The 21,448-nt window shown below is 61.8% G+C and carries 19 protein-coding genes; 7 read left to right on the forward strand and 12 right to left on the reverse strand.

Annotated features, from left to right (window positions below):
- The first annotated feature begins 74 nt into the window (after nt 1–74).
- The 3 genes from M5C98_RS13020 (at nt 75) to M5C98_RS13030 (ending at nt 3,581) form a co-directional block, all read left to right on the forward strand.
- Entirely contained in the window at nt 75–332 is a 258-nt protein-coding gene (locus M5C98_RS13020) for a type B 50S ribosomal protein L31 (protein ID WP_092739517.1), read from the forward strand.
- Between the two features lie 175 nt (nt 333–507).
- Nucleotides 508–2,223: a hypothetical protein gene (locus M5C98_RS13025; protein ID WP_272547859.1), complete on the forward strand. Its 1,716-nt coding sequence runs from the start codon at nt 508–510 to the stop codon at nt 2,221–2,223.
- Complete coding sequence (locus tag M5C98_RS13030) at nt 2,223–3,581, forward strand: MATE family efflux transporter (RefSeq protein WP_272547860.1); 1,359 nt, start codon at nt 2,223–2,225, stop codon at nt 3,579–3,581. The genes M5C98_RS13025 and M5C98_RS13030 overlap by 1 nt, the downstream gene beginning before the upstream one ends.
- Here M5C98_RS13030 and phoR read toward each other — a convergent pair.
- The 7 genes from phoR to pstS form a co-directional block, all read right to left on the reverse strand.
- Nucleotides 3,544–4,917, reverse strand: a complete 1,374-nt coding sequence (phoR, locus tag M5C98_RS13035; RefSeq protein ID WP_272547861.1) for a phosphate regulon sensor histidine kinase PhoR — start codon at nt 4,915–4,917, stop codon at nt 3,544–3,546. The two genes, M5C98_RS13030 and phoR, sit on opposite strands and share 38 nt — an antisense overlap.
- 53 nt (nt 4,918–4,970) lie before the next feature.
- Nucleotides 4,971–5,678: a phosphate regulon transcriptional regulator PhoB gene (gene phoB, locus M5C98_RS13040; protein ID WP_272547862.1), complete on the reverse strand. Its 708-nt coding sequence runs from the start codon at nt 5,676–5,678 to the stop codon at nt 4,971–4,973.
- A 16-nt stretch (nt 5,679–5,694) separates the two neighbouring features.
- A complete protein-coding gene (gene phoU, locus M5C98_RS13045) occupies nt 5,695–6,396 on the reverse strand; it encodes a phosphate signaling complex protein PhoU (RefSeq protein ID WP_272547863.1) in 702 nt (233 codons plus the stop codon).
- Nucleotides 6,397–6,407: 11 nt separating this feature from the next.
- A complete protein-coding gene (gene pstB / locus M5C98_RS13050; protein WP_272547864.1) occupies nt 6,408–7,190 on the reverse strand; it encodes a phosphate ABC transporter ATP-binding protein PstB in 783 nt (260 codons plus the stop codon).
- Nucleotides 7,191–7,209: 19 nt separating this feature from the next.
- A complete protein-coding gene (pstA, locus tag M5C98_RS13055) occupies nt 7,210–8,091 on the reverse strand; it encodes a phosphate ABC transporter permease PstA (RefSeq protein WP_272547865.1) in 882 nt (293 codons plus the stop codon).
- Nucleotides 8,088–9,101, reverse strand: a complete 1,014-nt coding sequence (gene pstC, locus M5C98_RS13060) for a phosphate ABC transporter permease PstC (protein WP_272547866.1) — start codon at nt 9,099–9,101, stop codon at nt 8,088–8,090. Before pstC ends, pstA begins: the two co-directional genes overlap by 4 nt.
- A gap of 72 nt (nt 9,102–9,173) precedes the next feature.
- Entirely contained in the window at nt 9,174–10,214 is a 1,041-nt protein-coding gene (gene pstS, locus M5C98_RS13065) for a phosphate ABC transporter substrate-binding protein PstS (RefSeq protein ID WP_272547867.1), read from the reverse strand.
- 194 nt (nt 10,215–10,408) lie between these two features.
- On the opposite strand from pstS, the gene M5C98_RS13070 reads away from it, so the two are divergent.
- From M5C98_RS13070 to M5C98_RS13080, 3 genes are all read left to right on the forward strand, one after another.
- Complete coding sequence (locus M5C98_RS13070; RefSeq protein ID WP_272547868.1) at nt 10,409–10,903, forward strand: fasciclin domain-containing protein; 495 nt, start codon at nt 10,409–10,411, stop codon at nt 10,901–10,903.
- Nucleotides 10,904–11,028: 125 nt separating this feature from the next.
- On the forward strand, nt 11,029–12,507 hold the full coding sequence (locus M5C98_RS13075; RefSeq protein ID WP_272547869.1) for a Ppx/GppA phosphatase family protein: 1,479 nt from the start codon (nt 11,029–11,031) through the stop codon (nt 12,505–12,507).
- Nucleotides 12,508–12,568: 61 nt separating this feature from the next.
- The gene (locus M5C98_RS13080) at nt 12,569–13,042 is read left to right on the forward strand and encodes a hypothetical protein (RefSeq protein WP_272547870.1); all 474 of its coding nucleotides are present in this window, start codon (nt 12,569–12,571) and stop codon (nt 13,040–13,042) included.
- A 50-nt stretch (nt 13,043–13,092) separates the two neighbouring features.
- On the opposite strand, the gene M5C98_RS13085 is transcribed toward M5C98_RS13080, so the two are convergent.
- From M5C98_RS13085 to M5C98_RS13095, 3 genes are read right to left on the reverse strand one after another with little or no spacing between them, the layout of a single operon-like run.
- A complete protein-coding gene (locus M5C98_RS13085; protein WP_272547871.1) occupies nt 13,093–13,557 on the reverse strand; it encodes a SixA phosphatase family protein in 465 nt (154 codons plus the stop codon).
- Entirely contained in the window at nt 13,554–15,842 is a 2,289-nt protein-coding gene (gene ppk1, locus M5C98_RS13090; RefSeq protein ID WP_272547872.1) for a polyphosphate kinase 1, read from the reverse strand. The genes M5C98_RS13085 and ppk1 overlap by 4 nt, the downstream gene beginning before the upstream one ends.
- Nucleotides 15,843–15,858: 16 nt before the next feature.
- Nucleotides 15,859–16,695 (reverse strand): GNAT family N-acetyltransferase, encoded by an 837-nt coding sequence (locus tag M5C98_RS13095; protein WP_272547873.1) that lies wholly within the window; start codon nt 16,693–16,695, stop codon nt 15,859–15,861.
- Between the two features lie 232 nt (nt 16,696–16,927).
- On the opposite strand from M5C98_RS13095, the gene M5C98_RS13100 reads away from it, so the two are divergent.
- Entirely contained in the window at nt 16,928–19,147 is a 2,220-nt protein-coding gene (locus M5C98_RS13100; protein WP_272547874.1) for a sensor domain-containing protein, read from the forward strand.
- Between the two features lie 36 nt (nt 19,148–19,183).
- On the opposite strand, the gene glmM is transcribed toward M5C98_RS13100, so the two are convergent.
- Together glmM and folP are read right to left on the reverse strand one after the other, a co-directional pair.
- Nucleotides 19,184–20,518: a phosphoglucosamine mutase gene (gene glmM / locus M5C98_RS13105; RefSeq protein ID WP_272547875.1), complete on the reverse strand. Its 1,335-nt coding sequence runs from the start codon at nt 20,516–20,518 to the stop codon at nt 19,184–19,186.
- The gene (gene folP, locus M5C98_RS13110) at nt 20,515–21,393 is read right to left on the reverse strand and encodes a dihydropteroate synthase (protein ID WP_272547876.1); all 879 of its coding nucleotides are present in this window, start codon (nt 21,391–21,393) and stop codon (nt 20,515–20,517) included. Before folP ends, glmM begins: the two co-directional genes overlap by 4 nt.
- Nucleotides 21,394–21,448: the final 55 nt, after the last annotated feature.

Raw genomic sequence — 21,448 nt, forward strand, 5'->3', positions numbered from 1 at the left:
GCTAATTTCCGCGGAAAGTGCGACGCAATGGGTGCGGCGTGGCTACCGCAGCAGCCCCCTGAAAGGACCATGCTATGAGAGAAGGCATTCACCCCAATTACCGCGAAGTGTTGTTCGTGGACCTGTCCAACGGTTTCAAGTTCGTGACCCGCTCTTGCGTGAACACGAAGGAAATGGGCAAGACCGATGACGGACGCGAACTGCCTCTGTTCAAGCTGGATACCTCCAGCGAATCGCATCCCTTCTACACCGGTACGCAAAAGTCCGTGGACAACATGGGCGGCCGCGTGGAGAAGTTCCGCAATCGCTTCGGCAAGACCGCAGCGAAGTAATCGGCGGACAACGATGTGTGCAGGCCCTGGCCTGCGGCGCCGCAAGGCGATCGGCCTGTTACATCAGGCCAGACACAGCGTTTGAAGAAAGGCAGCCCGGCTCGACCGCGCTGCCTTTTTCTTTGTCCTTTTGCCCGTATTCTCGGGCCTCCTTTTCGTCATCAGAACGAGCCGAGTGATCCACCCAACCCCCGCCATCGTCACCCAAGGCGCAGTGCGCCCGCTGCCACGTTGGGCGCTCTTGCTGCTGTGCCTGGCGTATGTGGTGCCGGGGTTCGTCCTGCGAGACCCCTGGAAGAACGCGGACATCACGGCGTTCGGGTACATGCTGGAACTGGCGCATGGCACAACGGCCTGGCTCTCGCCATCGCTGGCCGGCATGCCGCCTGAAACGGAAGCCCTGCTTCCGTATTGGCTGGGAGCGCTGGCCCTGCAGGTCGCCCCCTCCTGGCTCTCTCAGGAGATGGCGGCACGGCTGCCTTTCATTGCCTTGCTGGTAGCCACGCTCGTCGCTACCTGGTATGGCGTTTACAACCTTGCAAAAAGCCCAGGGGCACAGCCGGTGGCTTTCGCTTTCGGGGGCGAAGCCCTGCCGGCCGACTATGCCCGCGCCATGGCCGACGGAGGGCTTCTGGCCCTGTTGGCTTGCCTGGGACTGGCGCAACTGTCACACGAGATCACCAGCTACCTCACGCAACTGGCATGCACTGCACTGCTGTTCTTTGCTGCATCGGCCCTGCCCTATCGAACTGCCATTCCAACGGCTGCTGCTGCGCTCGGCCTGATCGGACTGGTATTGAGCGGCGCGCCCACCATGGCGGCCCTGCTGGGTGCCGGCAGTGCCTTGCTGGTGCTGCGCACTACAGACCATGAGCCGCGCTCGAGCCGCACCTGGGCGCTCGCTTTGCTGGGCATGACGGTGGTGGCCGCCTTGCTGGCTTGGAAACTGAATCTCTGGCGCTGGCGCATCGTGGGCACTGCAGAAGGCGCCAAGGACTGGCCAAGCCTGCTGCGCCTATTGATCTGGTTCGCATGGCCCGCCTGGCCCCTGGCGCTTTGGACGCTTTGGCGCTGGCGCCGGCAGATCGCCAGCCGTGCCATGCACCGGCACCTGCTGCTGCCTTTGTGGTTCACGGCCGTCACGCTCGGCGCCACCATCACCACCCAGCCGGCCGACCGGGCCTTGCTGCTGGGGTTGCCGGCCCTCGCGGCGCTGGCCGCATTTGCGCTGCCGACGCTGCGCCGCGCCATTGCATCGCTCATCGACTGGTTCACCTTGCTTTTCTTCAGCGCTTCCGCGATCACCATCTGGGTGATCTGGCTGTCGCTGCAGACAGGCATACCCGCCAAGCCCGCGGCGAACGTGGCCCGGCTGGCGCCCGCTTTCGTACCGCACTTTTCCGCCGTCGCGTTCACGCTCGCGATGATCGCTACCGCTGCGTGGTGTGCGCTGGTGTGGTGGCGCGCCTCGCGGGACCGGGCCGTGATCTGGAAGAGCCTGGTGCTGCCTGCCGGTGGAGCCACCTTGGGCTGGCTGCTGCTCATGACGCTGTGGTTGCCGCTGCTTGACTATGGTCGCAGCTACCGCCCGCAGATGAACAACCTCATGGCGGTACTGGGCCCGCAGCCGGGCTGCATCATCACGCATGGCTTGAGTCGCGCCCAAGCGGCGGCACTTCAGTACCACGGCGGGCTTTCGCTGCAGCCGACCGACGGCCACCGGTTGCCGGCCGCATCCGATTGCCAATGGCTGGTCGCGGACAGCGAAGCCCGGCCATCCGGCGGTGACATCGCCCCGGCACCAGAGTGGTCGCGCGTGACGCAACTGCCCCGGCCCACCGACAAAAACGACCAACTGTTGGTGCTGCGGCGCGCGGCCGCCCCGCAGTAATGTCCGAACGCGCCACCATCGCACGGCATGCGGGCACGGTGCTTGCCGGCCAGTTGGCGGTCATGGCATTTGGCGTCACCGACACCATCGTGGCTGGCCGGCATTCCGCCGCCGCTCTGGCGGCTCTGTCGATCGGATCGGCCATCTACGTCAGCATCTACGTGGCGCTCATGGGCGCCTTGCAAGCCCTGTTGCCTGTCTGGGCTGAGCAGCGGGGCGCAGGCGAGCGCGAAGGCATCGGCCGCACGGTGCGGCAGGCGCTGTACCTTTGCGCCATCGCCTGTGCGATTGGCATGGTGGTGCTGGTGTCACCCGGCGCCATTCTGCGATGGACCCAGGTACCCGAAGAGTTGCGTGCCGTGGTGGGCAGCTATCTGAGCGTGCTGGCGCTGGCGTTGCCCCCGGCCCTTCTGTTTCGCATTTACAGCACGCTCAACCAGGCATTGGGCCGCCCTCAGCTGGTGACCTGGCTGCAGGTGGGTTCGCTGCTGGTCAAGATCCCTCTTTCAGCGTGGTTCACTTTTGGCGGCGCGGGGCTTCCCGCGCAGGGTGCGGTGGGCTGCGCCTGGGCCACCCTGATAGTCAACTACGCTCTGCTCGCGGTGGCGGGATGGCTGCTCAATACAAACGCGCTTTATGCGCCGCTCAACCTGTGGCAACGGCTGGAAAAGCCCGACTGGGCACAAATCGGCCGTTTCGCCCAGTTGGGTGTGCCTGCCGGGCTGGCCATTCTGGTGGAGGTGACGTCGTTCACGCTGATGGCGCTCTTCATCGCCCGACAGGGCAACGTCGCGGCTGCGGCGCACCAGATCGCATCCAACCTCACGGCCGTGCTCTACATGGTGCCGCTATCGCTGTCCATCGCCACCAGTGCGCGGGTCAGTTTCTGGCGCGGATCGGGTGATGAATCCCGTGCCAGAGCGGCAGCCTGGATGGGTTTTAGGCTCTCTGCCGGGACAGGAATTGCGCTGGCAGCTATTCTTTTTATAGCAAAAGAGCATATCGCACCGCTCTACACCTCTTCGGCAGCGGTGGCTGTGCTGACAGCAACGCTGCTCTCGTGGGTGTCGGTTTATCACATCGCGGATGCGCTGCAGACGGTTTGCGTTTTCATTCTGCGCTGCTATCGCATCACCCTGGCACCGCTGGTCGTCTATGGCTTGCTGCTGTGGGGGGGAGGGCTGACCGGCGGGTACACGCTGGCATACCAAGGCGCCATGGGACTGGGGCCCCTGCGATCGCCCGCGGCATTCTGGGGGGCCAGCGCCGCTGCGCTGATCACCACGGCAATTTTGTTCGTCACAATGCTGGCCGGAGCGCTCAGGCCTGGGCGGCCGCTCCCGCCTCCAGCAGCGTGACCGGGCGGCGGCCCTGCACCCGGCTTGCAGGAAAGGTGACGGAAAAAACCGACCCCTTCCCCACCGTGCTTGAAATGTCGAGCACGGCCGAATGGCGCTGCAAAACGTGCTTGACGATGGCAAGGCCCAGGCCCGTGCCCCCCGTCTCGCGCGAGCGGCTGCGGTCCACACGATAGAAGCGTTCCGTGAGACGCGGCAGATGCACCGACTCGATCCCCGGGCCCGTGTCGCGCACCGAAAAACGGGCGCCGCCATCTTCGAGCGTCAGCCACTCCACGGTAATGGAGCCGCCGGCAGGGGTGTAACGAACCGCGTTGCCGATGAGGTTGGACAAGGCGCTTTGCAATTCAGCCGGCACACCGCCCAACTGGCCTGCCGCACGCATCGCTTCCAACGAAGGAAACTGGATCGTGTGCGGCCGCGGCTGGTTCTGGGTGAGCAAGGCGGAAAGGCCACGGGCCTCGTCCTCGCAGCGACGCAGCAGCACCTCCACGGGTGTCCACTCGGTGATGCCAGGCAAGGGGCTTCCTTCCAGCCGTGAAAGAGTTAACAGGTCCTGCACCACGCTTTGCATGCGCGCCGCCTGCTGAGACATCATGCCCAGGTAGCGCGCACGTTCTTCGGTGGAGAGAGGCAGTGTCTGCAGCGTCTCGACAAAGCCCGTCAGCACCGTGAGCGGCGTGCGGATCTCATGCGACACATTGGCGACGAAATCCCGTCGCATGGCCTCCGCCTGCTCGAGCGCCGTCACGTCACGCGACAGCAAAAGTTTGCGCCCGTCGCCATAGGGATGGAGATGGACCGAAATGCGCACTGGCCGGGAGGCCGTGCTGTCCCGGCCCTGCAGCACGACATCGTGTGAGAAATCCTGGCTGGAATAGTAGGCGCTGAAGTCCGGATCGCGCACCAGGTTGCCGATCGATTGCATGACATCGCGCTGCGCGTCGAACCCGAACTGGCCGGCTGCGATGTGATTGCACCATTCGATGCGCCCCTCTGCATCCAGAAGCACCACACCGTTGGGAGTGGCCTGGAGCGCGGCCAGTATTTCCTGGAGCCGAGCATCGCTGGCGGCCACTTCCGCCAGGCTTTGGCGCAGCAACCGCCGCGCGCGGTCGGCCGCTTCTCCCCACAGGCCACGAAGATCGGGCGCCCGGGACAGATCGCCCTCTCGCAGCCACGCGACCACCCGTGCGCCGCGCAGAAGGTCCCAGATGAACCACACCCATGCCGCCAAGGCCGCGGCCAGCATGGCACCCCACGGGCCGCCCTGCCACCATCCAATAGCAAGACCCGTCAGCTGAAAGAAGAAAAAGAAAAAAAAGCGCCAAACCATGTCGTGCAATGCGGGTCAGTGGGCGCGGCGCGCCCGGCGCCGCAAAGCGAACATTACGCCCGCATCAAAGCCGGAGGCTGCGCAGTCAGGCGATAGCCCGCACCGCGCACGGTTTCCACCATGGCGCCCGCCACGCCGAGGGCCTCCCGCAGACGCTTGACGTGCACATCAACGGTACGCTCTTCGATGAAGACGTGGTCACCCCACACCTTGTCCAGCAGTTGGGCACGGCTGTGCACGCGCTCGGGATGCTTCATCAGGTAGTGCAGCAGCTTGAACTCGGTCGGGCCGATCTTGAGTTGCTGCCCCTGGAAGGTCACGCGGTAGGTGCCTGCATCCAGCGTCAGTTCACCGATGGTCACACTGTCGCTGACCTGCTCGGGCGCTCGGCGGCGCAGCACGGCGCGGATGCGGGCCAGCAGTTCCTGAGTGGAAAACGGCTTGGTGATGTAGTCGTCCGCCCCGGCATCCAGGCCGGCGACCTTGTCCGGCTCATCGCCGCGCGCCGTCAGCATGAGGATCGGGATGGGCTTGGTGCGGGCATCGGCACGCCATTTGCGCGCAAGCGTCAGGCCGCTCTGGCCGGGGAGCATCCAATCCAGCAGGATCACGTCGGGTAACACGGCATCCAGCTCGCGCTGCGCGGATTCGCCATCCTCCGACCAGATGGGCTGAAAGCCGTTGTGCCGCAGGTTGACCGCAATCAGCTCGGCGATGGCAGGCTCGTCCTCGACGATGAGTACACGGGGAAGTCTCTTCATGAAAATGCACCGCCTTTCAAAGCACGGCGGACTCGATTTGGTCCAAGGCGGTATGGCGCACGTCCTTGCCCTTGACGAGGTAGATGATCAGTTCGGCAACATTCTTGGAATGGTCGCCGATGCGCTCGATCGCCTTGGCGAGAAAGAGCAGGTCCAGGCTGGCCGAAATGGTGCGTGGGTCTTCCATCATGTAAGTGATGAGCTTGCGCACGAAGCCGTCGAACTCCTTGTCGATGAGATCGTCCTCCTTGAGGATCGCCACGGCCGCCTTGGTGTCCAGGCGGGCAAAGGCATCCAGCGTCTTGCGCAGCAGGCCGGAGGCCAGATCCGCCGCCACCCGCAGGTCCGAGGTGGGCAGCAGCCGGGCGGAGCCGCTTTCGATGATGGACTTCACCATGCGTGCCATCTTGTTGGCCTCGTCGCCCATGCGCTCGAGATTGGCCGTGGCCTTGGAGAATGCGATCAGCAGGCGCAGGTCGCGCGCGGTCGGCTGGCGGCGCGCGATGATGGACGACAGTTCGTGGTCGATCTCCACTTCCATCGCGTTCACGCGGTGCTCGGTGGCCGCCACCTGATCGGCGGCTTCCACGCTGAACTGCGAAAGTGCATAGATGGCTTGGCGAATCTGCGATTCCACCAACCCGCCCAGTTCCATGACGCGGGCGGAAATGCTGTTGAGTTCGCTGTCGAACTGCGAAGAAAGGTGCTTGTCGGGCATGTTGTTGCTCCTCAGCCGAACCGGCCGGTGATGTAGTCCTCGGTCTCTTTGCGCTGCGGCTTGAAGAACATCTGCTCGGTTTCACCGAATTCCATCAAGTCTCCGAGGTACATGTAGGCCGTGTAATCGCTGCAGCGCGCAGCTTGCTGCATGTTATGCGTCACGATCACCACGGTGTAGTCGTTCTTGAGCTCGGCAATCAGCTCTTCGACCTTGGCGGTGGAAATGGGGTCCAGTGCCGAGCATGGTTCGTCCAGCAGCAGCACTTCGGGCTTGATGGCGATGCCACGGGCGATGCACAGCCGCTGCTGCTGCCCGCCGGACAGGCCGGAGCCGCTCTGGTGCAGCTTGTCCTTCACTTCATTCCAAAGGGCTGCCTTGCGCAGCGCCCATTCCACCCGGTCATCCATGTCGGTGGCGTTCAGGCTCTCGAACAGCTTCACGCCGAACGCGATGTTGTCGTAAATCGACATGGGAAACGGCGTGGGCTTTTGAAACACCATGCCGACCTTGGCGCGAATCAGCGCCACGTCCTGCTTGCTGGTGAGCAGGTTCTCACCGTCCAGCACGATCTGGCCTTCGGCGCGTTGCTCGGGGTACAGCTCGAACATGCGGTTGAAGGTGCGCAGCAAAGTGGACTTGCCGCAGCCCGACGGGCCGATGAAGGCGGTGACCTTCTTTTCCGGAATGTCGAGGTTGATGCCTTTGAGGGCGTGGAACTTGCCGTAGTAGAAGTTCAGGTCGCGGACCGTGATCTTGGGCGTCTCGGACACGGCGGGCGTTGGGGAGGGCATGGTGTCTTCCTTGTATTGCTTACTTCTGGCGCGTGAGGACGCGGGCCAGGATATTGAGGCCGAGAACGGCAACGGTGATCAGGAACACCCCTGCCCAGGCGAGCTGCTGCCAGTTCTCGTAAGGGCTCATGGCGAACTTGAAGATGGTGACTGGCAGGCTGGCCATGGGCTTGCCCAGGTCGGCATTCCAGAACTGGTTGTTGAGCGCCGTGAACAACAGCGGTGCCGTCTCGCCAGCGATGCGGGCCACCGCCAGTAGCACGCCCGTGATCACGCCGGCCCGGGCGGCACGCAGTGTCACCATCGTGATCACCTTCCACTTCGGGGTCCCGAGCGCATAGGCCGCTTCGCGCAGGCTGGAGGGAACCAGCACGAGCATGTTTTCGGTGGTGCGGATCACCACGGGGATCACGATAAGCGCCAGTGCCAGAATGCCGGCATAGGCCGAAAAGCTCTTGAACCGGGCCACGATCACCGCGTACACAAACAATCCGATGACGATGCTGGGTGCCGAGAGCAGGATGTCGTTGACGAAGCGGGTCGTCGATGCGAGCCAGCCCCGCGTGTCGTATTCGGCCAAGTACACACCGGCCATGATGCCGATCGGCGTACCGACGAACGTTGCGAGCGACACCATCACGAGCGAGCCGAAGATGGCGTTGGAGATGCCGCCGACCTCGTTGGGCGGCGGGGTCATCTGGGTAAAGAGCGCCAGGCTGAGCCCTCCAATGCCCAGGCGGATCGTTTCCCAGAGAATCCACACCAGCCAGAACACCCCGAACACCATGGCGGCGAGCGAGAGCGTCAGGGCGATGTTGTTCACACGCTTGCGGCTGTCGTAGCGGCGCTGGCGCAGGTCGGCCATTTCAGCGGCCGTAATGAGGGTTTGCGACGTGCTCATGCGCGGGTTCCTTCGTTCTTTTGAAGGCGGGACAGCAGCACCTTCGACAGCGCCAGTACCACGAACGTGATGAAGAACAGCACCAAGCCCAGATAGATCAGCGAAGCCTGATGCAAGCCCTCACCGGCTTCGGCAAACTCGTTGGCCAATGCAGAGGTAATGCTGTTGGCGGCTTCGAAGACCGACAGCGAATTGAGTTGATTCATGTTGCCGATCACGAAGGTCACGGCCATCGTCTCGCCCAATGCACGACCGAGGCCCAGCATCACGCCGCCCAGTACCCCCGTCTTGGTATAGGGCAGCACGACCTTCCAGACCACCTCCCAGGTGGTGGAGCCCAGACCGTAGGCCGATTCCTTGAGCAGCGCCGGGGTGACTTCAAAAACGTCCCGCATCACCGCAGCGATGAACGGGATGATCATGATGGCCAGGATGATGCCGGCCGAAAGAATGCCGATGCCGACCGGGGGGCCGGACACCAGGGCGCCCAGATAGGGAATGCCGCTGAACAGCGACTGCAGCGGCTGTTGGACCCAGGTGGCCAGAATGGGCCCGAACACCATCAACCCCCACATGCCATACACGATGGACGGAACCGCTGCCAGCAACTCGATGGCGGTGCCCAAGGGGCGCTTGAGCCAGGCGGGCGAGAGTTCCGTCAGGAACAGCGCGATACCGAAGCTCACCGGCACAGCGATGAGCAGCGCGATGAACGATGTGGCCAGCGTGCCATAGATCATCACCAGGCCGCCGTAGTCGTTCTGCACGGGGTCCCACACGCTGCGCGTGAGGAAGCTCAGGCCGTACTTCTCGATCGACGGCCAAGCGCCGACCACGAGGGACAGCAGGATGCCCACAAGGAGCGCCAGCGTGAGCAGGGCCGCACCGCGTGCGAGGAAGCCGAACACCCGGTCGGCCATCACACCAGACAGGAGAGGTGACCTCGGAGGCGGTGTGGTACGGGGAGCCTCGGCGCGAACCGGCATCGAGGACGACTGACGTACTGGCATGGTGCTGGACACTGCTGCGCCTTCCATAAGAAAAAACGAACTGGTGGCCTGCATCCGCAGGCCACCATGGGATCACTTCAGCGAAACGGCCTTGCCGGAAGTGTCCTTGATGTCACCCCAGGACTTGATGATGACGTTTTTCACTGCCTCGGGCATGGGCACGTAATCCAGGTCTGCCGCCGTCTTGTCGCCCGACTTGTAGGCCCATTCGAAGAACTTGAGCGACGTGGTCGCCTGGATGGGCTTGTCCTGTACCTTGTTCATGAGAATGAACGTGGCGCCGGTGATCGGCCATGCATCCTTGCCAGGCTGGTTGGTAAGGATCTGGTAGAAGCTCTTGGCCCAGTCGGCGCCTGCTGCAGCGGCCTTGAAAGCGCTGTCTTCCGGCGAAACGAAGGCGCCGTCAGCGTTTTGCAATTGGACGTAGTTCAGCTTGTTTTGCTTCACATAGGCATATTCGACGTAGCCGATGGAGTTCGGCAGACGGCCCACGAAGGCAGCAACACCTTCGTTGCCTTTGCCACCGGCGCCCGTGGGCCAGTTAACGGCCGTGCCCTCACCCACTTTGGACTTCCATTCAGCGTTCACCTTGGACAGGTAGTTGGTGAAGATGAAGCTGGTGCCCGAGCCGTCCGCACGGCGTACAGGCGCGATGGCGGCGTCAGGAAGGCTCAAGCCAGGATTCAGCGCCTTGATGGCTGCGTCACTCCAGTTCGTGATTTTGCCCAAGTAGATGTCGCCCAGCACTTGTCCGCTCAGTTTGATCTGACCGGGCGAGATGCCTTTGATATTCACGACAGGAACCACGCCACCGATGACCGTGGGGAACTGCAGCAGGCCCTTCTTGGCCAGTTCATCGTCCTTCAGAGGCGCATCGGATGCGCCGAAGTCCACCGTTTTTGCCTCGATCTGGCGCAGACCGGCACCCGAGCCTACCGACTGGTAGTTGATTTTGACGCCGGTGGCCTTGTTGTAATCGGAAGCCCACTTGGAATACAGCGGTGCGGGGAAGCTTGCACCAGCACCCGTGGCTTCTTGCTGTGCCCAGGCGCTGGAGAAAGCGCCAGCTGCGACCACACCAGACACCAGAATCCGAATCACAGGCAGTTTCATGTAGGAACCTCTAGGTTGAAAGAATCAGTGAGGCGACTCTAGAAGCGCTTTATGACACCATCGTGACATTCCCTGCAAGCTGTCATTCACGGTTTTCAGAGGGGCAGACACCCGCATTTGTCACGCAATCGTCATCATTGCTGCGTAGCCTCCGGCGCACCGACACCGTCGGCAACCCTTCGGAGAACCCCAATATGTACCGCCGCTACGTCTTTCCTTTTCTGATTGCCGCCCTGACTGCCGCGACGCTGAGCGCTTGCGCCTCGGCCCCCAACGCCTCCAGCCCCATCCCCGCCACTCTGGCGGCGACGCCATCCATCAGCACGTTCCGTACTTTGGCCATGCAGGCTGGATTGGCGGACACGCTGGCTGCCAACGGCCCTTACACAGTCTTCGCGCCCTCTGACGAAGCCTTCAAGGCCGTTCCGGCAAAGACGATGGCAGAACTGCAGGCCGATAAATCCAAGCTCCAGGCAGTCCTGAGCTATCACATCGTGCCCAAGCGACTGACCGCGGCCGATATCCAGCCGGGCTCGGCCAAAACCCTGCAGGGCAGCGATATCACGCTTTCCCGCGCTGGCACCTTCGTGACCGTGGAAGATGCCATGGTCGTTCAAGCCGACCTTCCCGCCAGCAATGGGGTGGTTCACGTGGTCGATCGCGTGCTGATGCCCCCGGCAAAGAAGTGATCCAGTGAACGCTTCAGGAAGGGTGGCGTTGGCCGCCCTTCCTGGCGCAGCTCCGAAGCGCCATCGACTGGAGAGGCAGGTGCTATGCTGCCCCCGCCTAAAACCAGCGCGCACTGCGCAACAACATGCACGACGGAACACTGCTTGCCGCTGTGGATCTGGGATCCAACAGCTTTCGCCTGGAAATCGGGCGTTTTGAACACGGCCATATCCAGCGTGTGGAATACCTCAAGGAAACGGTTCGCCAAGGCAATGGCCTGGACGAAGACCGCAACCTGACGCCTGAGGCCATGCAGCGCGGATGGGACTGCCTTGCCCGCTTTGCCGAACGCCTGACTGCCTTCGAAGCCCATCACGTCCGTGCTGTCGCAACACAAACCCTTCGAGAAGCGCGCAACCGCGAAGTCTTTTTGCAGCGCGGCAGCGAGATCCTGGGTCACCGCATCGAGGTTGTCTCGGGCCCCGAAGAGGCCAGGCTGATCTACCAAGGTGTTGCGCGGCTGCTTCCACAGTCCGACGAGCGCAGGCTGGTCGTGGACATCGGTGGAAGGTCCACCGAACTGATCCTGGGGCAGCAATTTTCGGCACGTGCCGTCGCGTCCTATCGGGTAGGCAGTGTGGCTTGGTCCACGCGGTACTTTCCGGAAGGCATCTTCACGCCCCAGGCATTCCGAACGGCTGAGATCGCGGCCCAGGCCGTCCTGGATGAAGCGCTCAACATCTATCGACCGGATACCTGGGACGTGGCTTACGGGTCGTCCGGCACCGTCGGGGCGGTGGGTGATGTGCTGGCCGCCGCAGGCCAGCCCAGTGGACTCATCACGCGCCAGGGATTGGACTGGCTGCAGGAGCAGCTGCTGCGCATCCGGTCGACAGATCGGCTGCGCATGGAGGGACTCAAGGAAGAACGCCGCAGCGTCATCGGCGGCGGACTCAGCGTGCTGCGGGCCATTTTCGAGTTGCTGCAGATCGATCAGATGCAGGTGGCGCAAGGGGCATTGCGCCAAGGGGCGCTGTACGACCTGCTCGACCGTGAACTGCCGGAAACGGACTTGCGGTCTTCCACGGTGCGGGGACTGATGCACCGGTTCGCGGTGGATATCGAGCACGCGGAGCGAGTCGCAAAGACGGCCTGTTGGTTGTTTACTCAGGCTTGCCGCAAACCCTGCGAACGCGCCGAGCGGAAACTGGCGTGGGCCGCGCAATTGCACGAAGTGGGCTGCCGCATTTCGCACAGCGAGTACCACCACCACGGCGCGTATATCCTGGACCATACCGACGCTGCCGGCTTTGCGGTGTGGGAACTGCACCGGCTGGGCCTTCTGGTGAAAGGCCACCGGGGGAAGGTCCGCAAGCTCGAAGCCGACCTTGACGATCCTGACCTGGCACTGCAGCTGGTCTGCTTGCGGATCGCCGTGGCGCTGTGCCATGCCCGCCGCACGCCTGATATTCAAGGGTTGTCGCTTTTCCAGCAGGGCAATCGATTCGCTTTGTCCACACGCCCCGGCTGGTCGGCAGCGTATCCACAGTCCGCCCATCTTCTCCGAGAAGAAAGCACGGCATGGGTCAAAACGCCTTGGGAGTTCGCAGCGGAGCTGCAGTGATGGACAAATCGCCGGATGAAACGGTATAAACTGTATATACCGTTTTTTTCATTCGACTTTCATGCCCAATACGTCAGACGCTTCCAACCCTTCCGTCTCGAACACGGCAGCAACCCCTGATCCCGCAGCGAGTGCCGCCCCCTCGGCCAAGCCCGCCGCACGCAGCAAGGCCGCGGCTCCCAAGAAAGCCCCGGCTCGCAAGGCGGCCGCCAAACCCGCTGTGCCCAGCCCGGCACGCGACTCCAAGGCCAAGAAGCCCAAGCTCGTGCGTGACAGCTTCACCATTCCCAAAGACGAGTACGCCGCCATCGAAACATTGAAGCTGCGCACCGGGCAACTGGGTACAACTGCCAAGAAGAGTGAATTGCTTCGTGCGGGCCTCAAGCTGCTCTCGGCATTGGGTGACGATGCATTGGTGAAGGCGCTGCAGGCCGTTCCGTCCATCAAGACCGGCCGCCCGAAGGCTCAAGAGCCTGCTCAGCCTGCACCAGCCGCCAAGAAGACTGCCAAGCCGGCGAAAACGGCGCGCAAGTAAGCCAAGAGTCCCGGGCGCCGGTTGGCCCTGCGCTCATGGTGGTGCGGGTCTCAGAGAAAATCCGGGGACTGCACCGCCAGCAGGATGGTTTCCGTCGTTTCCGGCCGTTGCCGCTGACGCAGCCACCACACCGACCCCTTGCGGATGGCGCATTCCGGAGCCTGCAAGCCCAGAAGGCTTGCCACGGCTTGGCCCAATACTGGCTGATGTCCCACCAACAGCACGGCACCGCGAGATTTTGGCCATTGCGCCAACTCAAGCAGCTCCTGTGGGGTGCCCCCAGGCAGCAGTTCGGCGCGCAGTTTGTACTTGCGCCCGAGGGCCTTCGCGGTTGCCTCGGTGCGTCGTGCGGGACTGGATAGAACGCGCAACCCATCGGGTAGCTGCCGATCCAGCCAAGCCGCCATGCGCGCAGCTTGTTTCTCTCCGCGGGCGGTCAAAGGACGATCCAGATCGTCTTCTCCCTCACGGAGTTCTTCTGCCTCCGCATGGCGCCAGAGGATCAGGTCCATCATGCCTTGGAACTGCCGCGACTGTGGTCGATTTGCCCAACTGACGCACCGTAACGGTCCATCAGGGCCTTTTGCGCACCTTTGCCGGACACCGGGTGTGGCGCACGCTCATACGTGCCGTCCGGCTGCAGCGTCCAGGCATCCCGATCGTCTTGAAGGTAAGCCACCAAGCATTCGTCGATGATGCGCTGCCGCAACTCCTTGTCCGTGATCGGCCAGGCCAACTCCACGCGACGCAGCATGTTGCGGTTCATCCAGTCTGCACTGGAGAGGTACAAATCTTCCGCTTTGCCGGCTCGGAAATAGAACACCCGGGTGTGCTCCAGAAAGCGGCCGATGACCGACCGCACCCGAATGTTGTCAGTGATGCCCTTGCGCTGAGCGGGCAGCATGCATGCCCCACGCACGATGAGATCGATGCGAGCGCCGCGCTGCCCTGCCTTGATGAGTGCGCGCATCAGTACGTCATCCGTCAATGCATTCATCTTGGCCACGATGCGCGCGTCTTCCCCCTTCGCCGCCGCCTCCCCTACCCGCTCGATCATGTCCAGCATGTGCTGCTGCAGATGAAAGGGAGCAAGCACCAGCTTGCGCAATTTGGGCAGCTTGTTTTGGCTCGCCAGATGGTTGAACACCGCATCCATGTCGGCAGTAACTTCAGCGTCAGCCGTGAAATAGCTCAGATCGGTATAAAGACGTGCGGTGCGCGGGTTGTAGTTGCCCGTGGAAAGGTGCCCGTAACGGCGCAGGTTTCGACCTTCCCGGCGCGTGACCAGAAGCATCTTGGCGTGCGTTTTAAGGCCCACCACGCCGTACACCACCTGTGCGCCGATGGACTCCAGGGCTTCAGCCCAATTGATGTTGGCCTCTTCGTCGAAGCGCGCTTTCAGCTCCACTACCGCCATGACTTCCTTGCCGCGCCGGACCGCCTCGCGCAGCAACTCCATGAGTTCCGAGTCTGCTCCCGTGCGGTAAATGGTCTGCTTGATGGCAAGCACCTGCGGGTCATTCACTGCCTCGCGCAGCAAAGCCAGTACGGCATCAAAACTCTCGAAGGGCTGGTGCGCCAATACATCACGCCGCCCGATCTGTTCGATGAGAGAGCTTCCCGACTGGATCTGACGCGGCCAGACGGAACGCCATGGGGCAAACAACAGCGCCGGGTCGTTTACCAGATCCACGAGTTGCGACAGCCTGACCAGGTTTACAGGGCCGTGTACGCGGTACAGCGCCGCGTCGGGAAGGGCAAACTGCAATTGCAGGAAATCAGACAAGAACCGGGAGCAACTCGATGAAACCTCCAACCGGACTGCCTGACCATAGTGGCGGTGCTCCAATCCCTGGCGCAGTGCCGTACGCAAATTGCGCACATCATCTTCATCCACGGCCAAATCAGAGTGGCGCGTGACACGAAACTGAGAAAACTCCGTCACTTCGCGACCAGTGAACAGCTCTGCCAGGTGTGCCCGCACAATGCTGGACAGACTGACAAATTGCGCCCCCGTCACGGCGACTTTGGCGGGCATGCGAATCAGGCGAGGCAACACGCGCGGCACTTTGACGATGGCAATTTCGTTCTCGCGACCGAAAGCGTCGTTGCCTTTCAGCCGCACGATGAAGTTCAAAGATTTGTTTGCTACCTGCGGAAACGGGTGCGACGGGTCGAGGCCGACTGGAATCAGCAGGGGCCGGACTTCCCGGTCAAAGTAGTCGTTCACCCACCGTCTTTGTGCGCCGGTACGGTCGCCGTGGGACAAGATATGGATGTCATGAGCAGCAAAGGCTGGAGTCAGGGACTCGTTGTAAAGCGCGTACTGCCGAGCAACAAGATCATGGGCTTTGGCAGCCAATTCTTCAAACGAAGCGATGGTGTACGGACCTTTGGTGTCGCCATTCTGCGCTGCTGTCAGGTGGGCCGCCGCGCGCACCTCGAAAAACTCATCGAGGTTGGATGAGACGATGCAAAGGTATCTCAGGCGCTCCAGCAATGGCACATCGATCCGAGCGGCCCAGTCGAACACTCGCTCGTTGAAAGCAAGGATGCTGTGGTCGCGATTAAGAAAATCAGGATCGGAGTTCAACGCTTTCTCTGGCAAAGGGGGCGCACTGGCTTCTTCGATTTCCCCAGTAAAAATAGCAGAGTGAAGGGGCGGTTCTGCAGGGAGGGGCTCTGAAGGCGACGGCATGGCTGCTTTGGTAGGGATGGGCTCCACCTCAGTATTAGCAGTCACCATGACATTTTCATGACACTTCGATGGAACTGTCACGGAAGATTTGCTGAGGGTCATGACAGATAAGGCGCCGTCATACTCCGAGGAAATGCTTGCGGTATCGCGATGGCAAATCAGCAATGCGCATGAGCATGGGCAAGTCGGCGGTGTTGAAATCAGGATCCCAAGCCGGAGCCCCCAGAACGCGCGCGCCCAGGCGCAAATAACCTTTTATGAGAGCTGGTGGATCGATTTCGAGTGATCCATCCAACTGCTCTACCGGCAAGGGCAGACGCGGACGTACATGGAAATCAATGGGCGCCAGATGCGACTTCTGTACTTGCCGCCAGATGCTGGCGGCAGCATCGCCGCTTACCACTCCGTTGTGCAACATGGGGATGCTGGCACAGCCGATCATGGTGTCCAATTGATTGCGAACCATGAAGTCAGCCAAAGCGCCCCAGAGCGCCAGAATGACGCCACCATGCCGATATTCTGGATGGACGCAGCTGCGCCCCAATTCGACCATGCGCGAACGGAGCGAGCGCAACCGCGTCAAATCGAACTCAGTGTCGCTGTAGGTGCCGCCCACCCGGCGCGCTTGAGCGGGTGTGAGCACGCGGTAGGTACCAATGACCTGCTGCGTGACGGCATCCCTGACCAGCAAATGCTCGCAATACTCGTCGAAAAGGTCAACGTCATGCCCTGCCACCGAAGTATTCAGGCGTGCCCCCATCTCCGACGCAAACACCTCGAACCTCAACCGCTGCGCTTCCCGGACTTCATCGCTGTGCCGCGCCCAGGCCACTTCCACGCCGCCCTCGGTGGACAAACGGCTTGCCACATCGCTCGAATGGCCAGGGCGATGAAGTGACCCCCTGGGCAAAGAATCCGGACACAAAGGCATCGTCGGGGTGGGTAGTTCGTTCACTCGTCTCTCCCTGCAAGGGTGGTTGATCACGGGGCATGAAGGACACAACACCTTCATGCTTGGATGAGACTGTGGCGAGTGGCAATGACGCCACCATGTCCAGGCAATGACAACTTCATGACTTGGATCGGTTGTCGGCGTTGCCGCCGTAGGCAACCCCATGCGTGCAGACGCAGAGCCGACTGCTACACTTTCGTACAACTTGCCGCCCCCCAGGGTCTCACTCATTTCCATGTGCCCCACGCTTGATGCGCCCGTGCTTTCTCAGTCCGGGCCGACTTTGCAACGCATCCTTCGCGAGCAGCAGACTTTGTTGGACAGCGCTGGCGTGGGCATTGTGTTCATCCGCCAACGGCAGATCGTTCGCTGCAACCGGCGTTATGCCGACATGTTTGGCTATGAAACGATTGAAGAAGTCATTGGACTGAGCAGCCAAGCTTTGTATCCCACGCTGGATGCATTCCGGGAGCTGGGGCGCCGTGCTTATCCCGTTCTCGCTCGAGGCGACACTTACCGCACGGAATGCCAGATGCGCCGCTGCAATGGCCGTTTGTTCTGGAGCAGCCTAGCCGGTCGGCTGATCAATCCATCAGACACTGCGGAAGGCTCCATCTGGACCATTGACGACATTGACGAGCAGCGACACGCGCAGATCCAGTTGCATGCCGTCGTGCAGGAAAAGCAAGCCCTTTTCGACCACGCCATGGTGGGAATCGCCTTCATTTCCAATCAGCGCATGACCCGCTGCAACCAGCACTTCGAACAGATGCTTGGCTATGGCCCGGGAGAGTTGGCCAATGCAGCGACGCGGCAGTGGCATTTCAGCGATGAGGACTGGGAAGACGCGAAGCTGCGCTGCTACGAACCTCTGGCCGACGGCAAAATCTTCGTCGGCGAAATGACCCTGCGCGGCAAGGATGGCCGGTCGGTGGCGTGTGAGGTGCGCGTCAAGGCCATCGATCCTGCCCGGCCAGCCAACGGATCGGTCTGCATTGCCATGGACGTTAGCGAACAACGGCAAGCTCAGGCGGAATTGGCACGAATGCATGCCGACCTCGAGCAGCAGGTGCACCTGCGCACCAAGCAACTCAGTGAGACGGTTGATAACCTGCAGCGCGAGATCAACGACCGCAAGCATGACCAGGAAAGAATCTATTGGCTCGCCCACTACGATCCTTTGACGGGCCTGCCCAACCGCACGTTGCTGGCGGAGCGAAGCCATCACGCGATCCGCGCTGCAGCCGAAGGGGGCACACCCCTTGCCGTCATCTTTCTCGATCTGGATCACTTCAAGCATGTGAACGATTCACTGGGCCACCGAGTCGGCGATGCATTGCTGGTGGAAATCGCCAAAAGGTTACGGGCTGCTGTGCGGGACAAGGACACCGTGTCACGTTTGGGAGGAGACGAATTCATCTTGCTGCTGCCCGGAGCAAATGCCCATGGGGCCGCGCGAGTCGCAGGCAAGCTGCAAGAGGCATCGCGTCAGCATTACCAGATCGGACACCACGAACTCACAATGGCTCCCTCGATGGGGATCGCGCTGTTCCCGCAGGACGGTGCGGATTTCGATACCCTCAGCCAATCCGCCGATGTGGCCATGTACCGGGCGAAGCTGGACGGGCGCAACACCTATCGGTTCTTCACTCCGGAAATGCAGGCCCAGTCGGTGCGAGCACTCCTGCTGGAGAACGCCCTGCGCCGTGCACTGGAGCGCAACCAGCTGCACCTTCACTACCAGCCACAGATCACCATTGCAACGGGCGAGATTCGGAGCGTGGAGGCCCTGCTGCGCTGGGAGCATCCCGAACTGGGAAACATATCGCCCGCTGAGTTCATCCCCATTGCGGAAGACAGCGGCCAGATTCTGCAGATCGGCGAGTGGGTCATGCAAACCGCCCTTGACCAATTGCAGGAGTGGCACACCATGGGCATGGACTGGCTGGCCATGGCGGTCAACCTCTCAGCTTTGCAATTCAGACAGCCGCAACTTCCCGAACTCGTTAGCCGGCTGCTGGACAGCACTTCGCTGCGCGCCAATCGACTGGAACTCGAACTGACCGAAGGCGTGGCGGTAGATGACCCCCGCTCGGCCATTGCCACCATGGATCAACTCCATGCCAGGGGCGTGCGAATGTCCATGGACGATTTCGGTACAGGCTATTCTTCGCTGAGCCAGCTCAAGCGCTTTCAGATCTACAAACTCAAGATCGACCAATCGTTCGTGCGCGACTTGGGCAACGACAGCAACGACCGCGCCATCGTCAGTGCCATCATTCGCATGGCCCAGGCGCTGGGCATTCGGACCACCGCGGAGGGCGTGGAAACGAGCGAGCAGCTGTCATACCTTCGTGAGCAAGGGTGCGACGAAGCCCAAGGCTATTACTTCAGCAAGCCTTTGCCTGCGGACCAGATCACTGCCCTGCTGCAGCGGCAGCACCCATCACGGTAGATTGGGTTGAACTAACAGCGCCTGCGGTGAATGGCTCTACCCCGCACGCGCTGCATCCGCAAGCTGCTGTGCAAACTGATTGGCGTGGTCCGCGTTGCTGGCCTCCACCATCACACGCAGCAGGGGCTCGGTTCCGCTGGCTCGGATCAGCACACGGCCCGTTTCGCCCAACGCCTCCTCGACGGACCGCAAGGTGTTCGCCAACGCGGTGTTGCTCTTCCAATCCTGGCCAGGGGCCAGCCGGACATTGAGAAGCACTTGTGGAAAGAGATGAACATTCGCGAGCATGTCCGGCAAGCCACAGGCGTTGCGAACACAGGCCTGGAGCACTTGCAGCGCGCTGATGAGTCCATCACCGGTCGTGTGGCGATCCAAGGCCAGCAAGTGTCCAGAGCCCTCGCCGCCCAACAGCCAGCGATGCCGCGCCAACTCTTCCAGCACGTAACGGTCACCAACTTTGGCACGCACGAACTGAACGCCCTGCGCCTTGAGTGCGAGCTCGACCGCCATATTGGTCATGAGCGTGCCGACCACCCCTGGCACCTGCTCGCCACGGCCCAAACGGTCCGATGCCATGAGGTACAGCAGTTCGTCTCCGTTGTAGAGCCTACCCGCCGCGTCAACCATTTGCAGCCGGTCAGCGTCTCCGTCGAGCGCCACGCCGAAGTGAGCATGATTGGCGCGCACCGCCCGCACCAATGCTTCCGGGTGGGTCGCGCCGACCTGGTGATTGATGTTCAGCCCGTCGGGGGAGCAGCCAATCGCCAAAACCTCTGCGCCCAATTCATGAAAGACCTTCGGTGCAATGTGGTACGCCGCACCGTGCGCGGCATCCACTACGATCTTCACGCCCTTGAGAGTCAGGTCTTGGGGAAACGTACTCTTGCAAAATTCGATATAGCGGCCTGCAGCGTCCTCCAGGCGTCTCGCCTTACCCAGCGACGCGGAATCCGCCCAGACAGGCGCGTCGTCCAGCGCCGCTTCCACCGCGATTTCCCAGTCGTCAGATAGCTTCGTTCCTTGTGCGCTGAAAAACTTGATGCCATTGTCGGGATAGGCGTTGTGGCTGGCGCTGATCACGACACCCAAACTTGCGCGTTGGGCACGGGTCAGATACGCCACGCCGGGCGTCGGCAAAGGGCCTAACAGCACCACATCAACCCCTGCGGAATTGAAGCCCGACTCCAGGGCGCTTTCCAGCATGTAGCCGGATATTCGCGTGTCCTTGCCGATCAGAACCGTGGGGCGCTCCTCTTTGCGGCGCAAAACCCGTCCGACTGCATGCGCCAGCCGCAACACAAAGTCGGGAGTGATGGGCGCCTGCCCCACCGTGCCGCGAATACCATCCGTACCAAAATATCGACGTGTCATGATTTTTTTGCCTCTGTCCGAAGGATATCCGCAGGCTGTGCTGGGGACGGGAGAATTTGAGCAGCCTGCCAAACTTGCAATGCAGCGACCGTTTCGCGAACATCATGTACACGAACAATGCGTGCGCCGCGCTCTACGGCCAACAAGGCCGCCGCCACGCTTGGAACCATTCTCTCGGACACTGGACATTGCGTGATCGCTCCCAAAGAGGATTTCCGCGACCATCCAGCCAGCCAGGGGTAGCCGGCACGAGAAAGCAAAGGCTGACTGGCGAGAAGCGAGAAGTTCTGCGCCACCGTCTTGCCAAAGCCAATGCCGCAGTCCAGCACGATTCGGCTCTTTTCGACCCCCAGCGCTTGCAAATCAACGGCAGATTGCTTCAAAAATGATAGCACCTCCGAAACAACGTCCCCTTGCATGGGTGCTGTTTGCATGGTTTGAGGGTCACGGTGCATGTGCATCAAGCACACCCCGCACGCAGGATGGGCAGCGATCAATTCCGCAGCACCCGGCTGGCGAAGTGCCCAGATGTCATTGATGATGTCAGCGCCCAAATCCAGCGCAGCGCGCATGACCTCGGGTTTGTAGGTATCGATGGACACAGGCACGCCCAAGCCCGTTGCCAAACGGACCAACGGCACCACCCGCGCCAGTTCTTCGCTCAGTGGCAACGCGGGGCTGCCTGGTCGGGTGGATTCACCGCCGATGTCCAATATGTCGGCCCCCTGCGCCACAAGCCTCTCGCAATGGCGCATTGCATCCGCAGTGGTGGCGTGACTTCCACCATCGGAAAAGGAGTCCGGCGTGGCGTTCACGATACCCATGACCTGCGGTCGTGAAAGATCGATTTGGAATCGGCTGGTTTGCCAGTGCATCGACAAGCTGAAAATGTTTTAGGCCAAGGGAATACAAAACGGGGCACACAGGCCC

The organism is Acidovorax sp. NCPPB 3576, from assembly GCF_028473605.1.
Taxonomy (GTDB): domain Bacteria; phylum Pseudomonadota; class Gammaproteobacteria; order Burkholderiales; family Burkholderiaceae_C; genus Paracidovorax.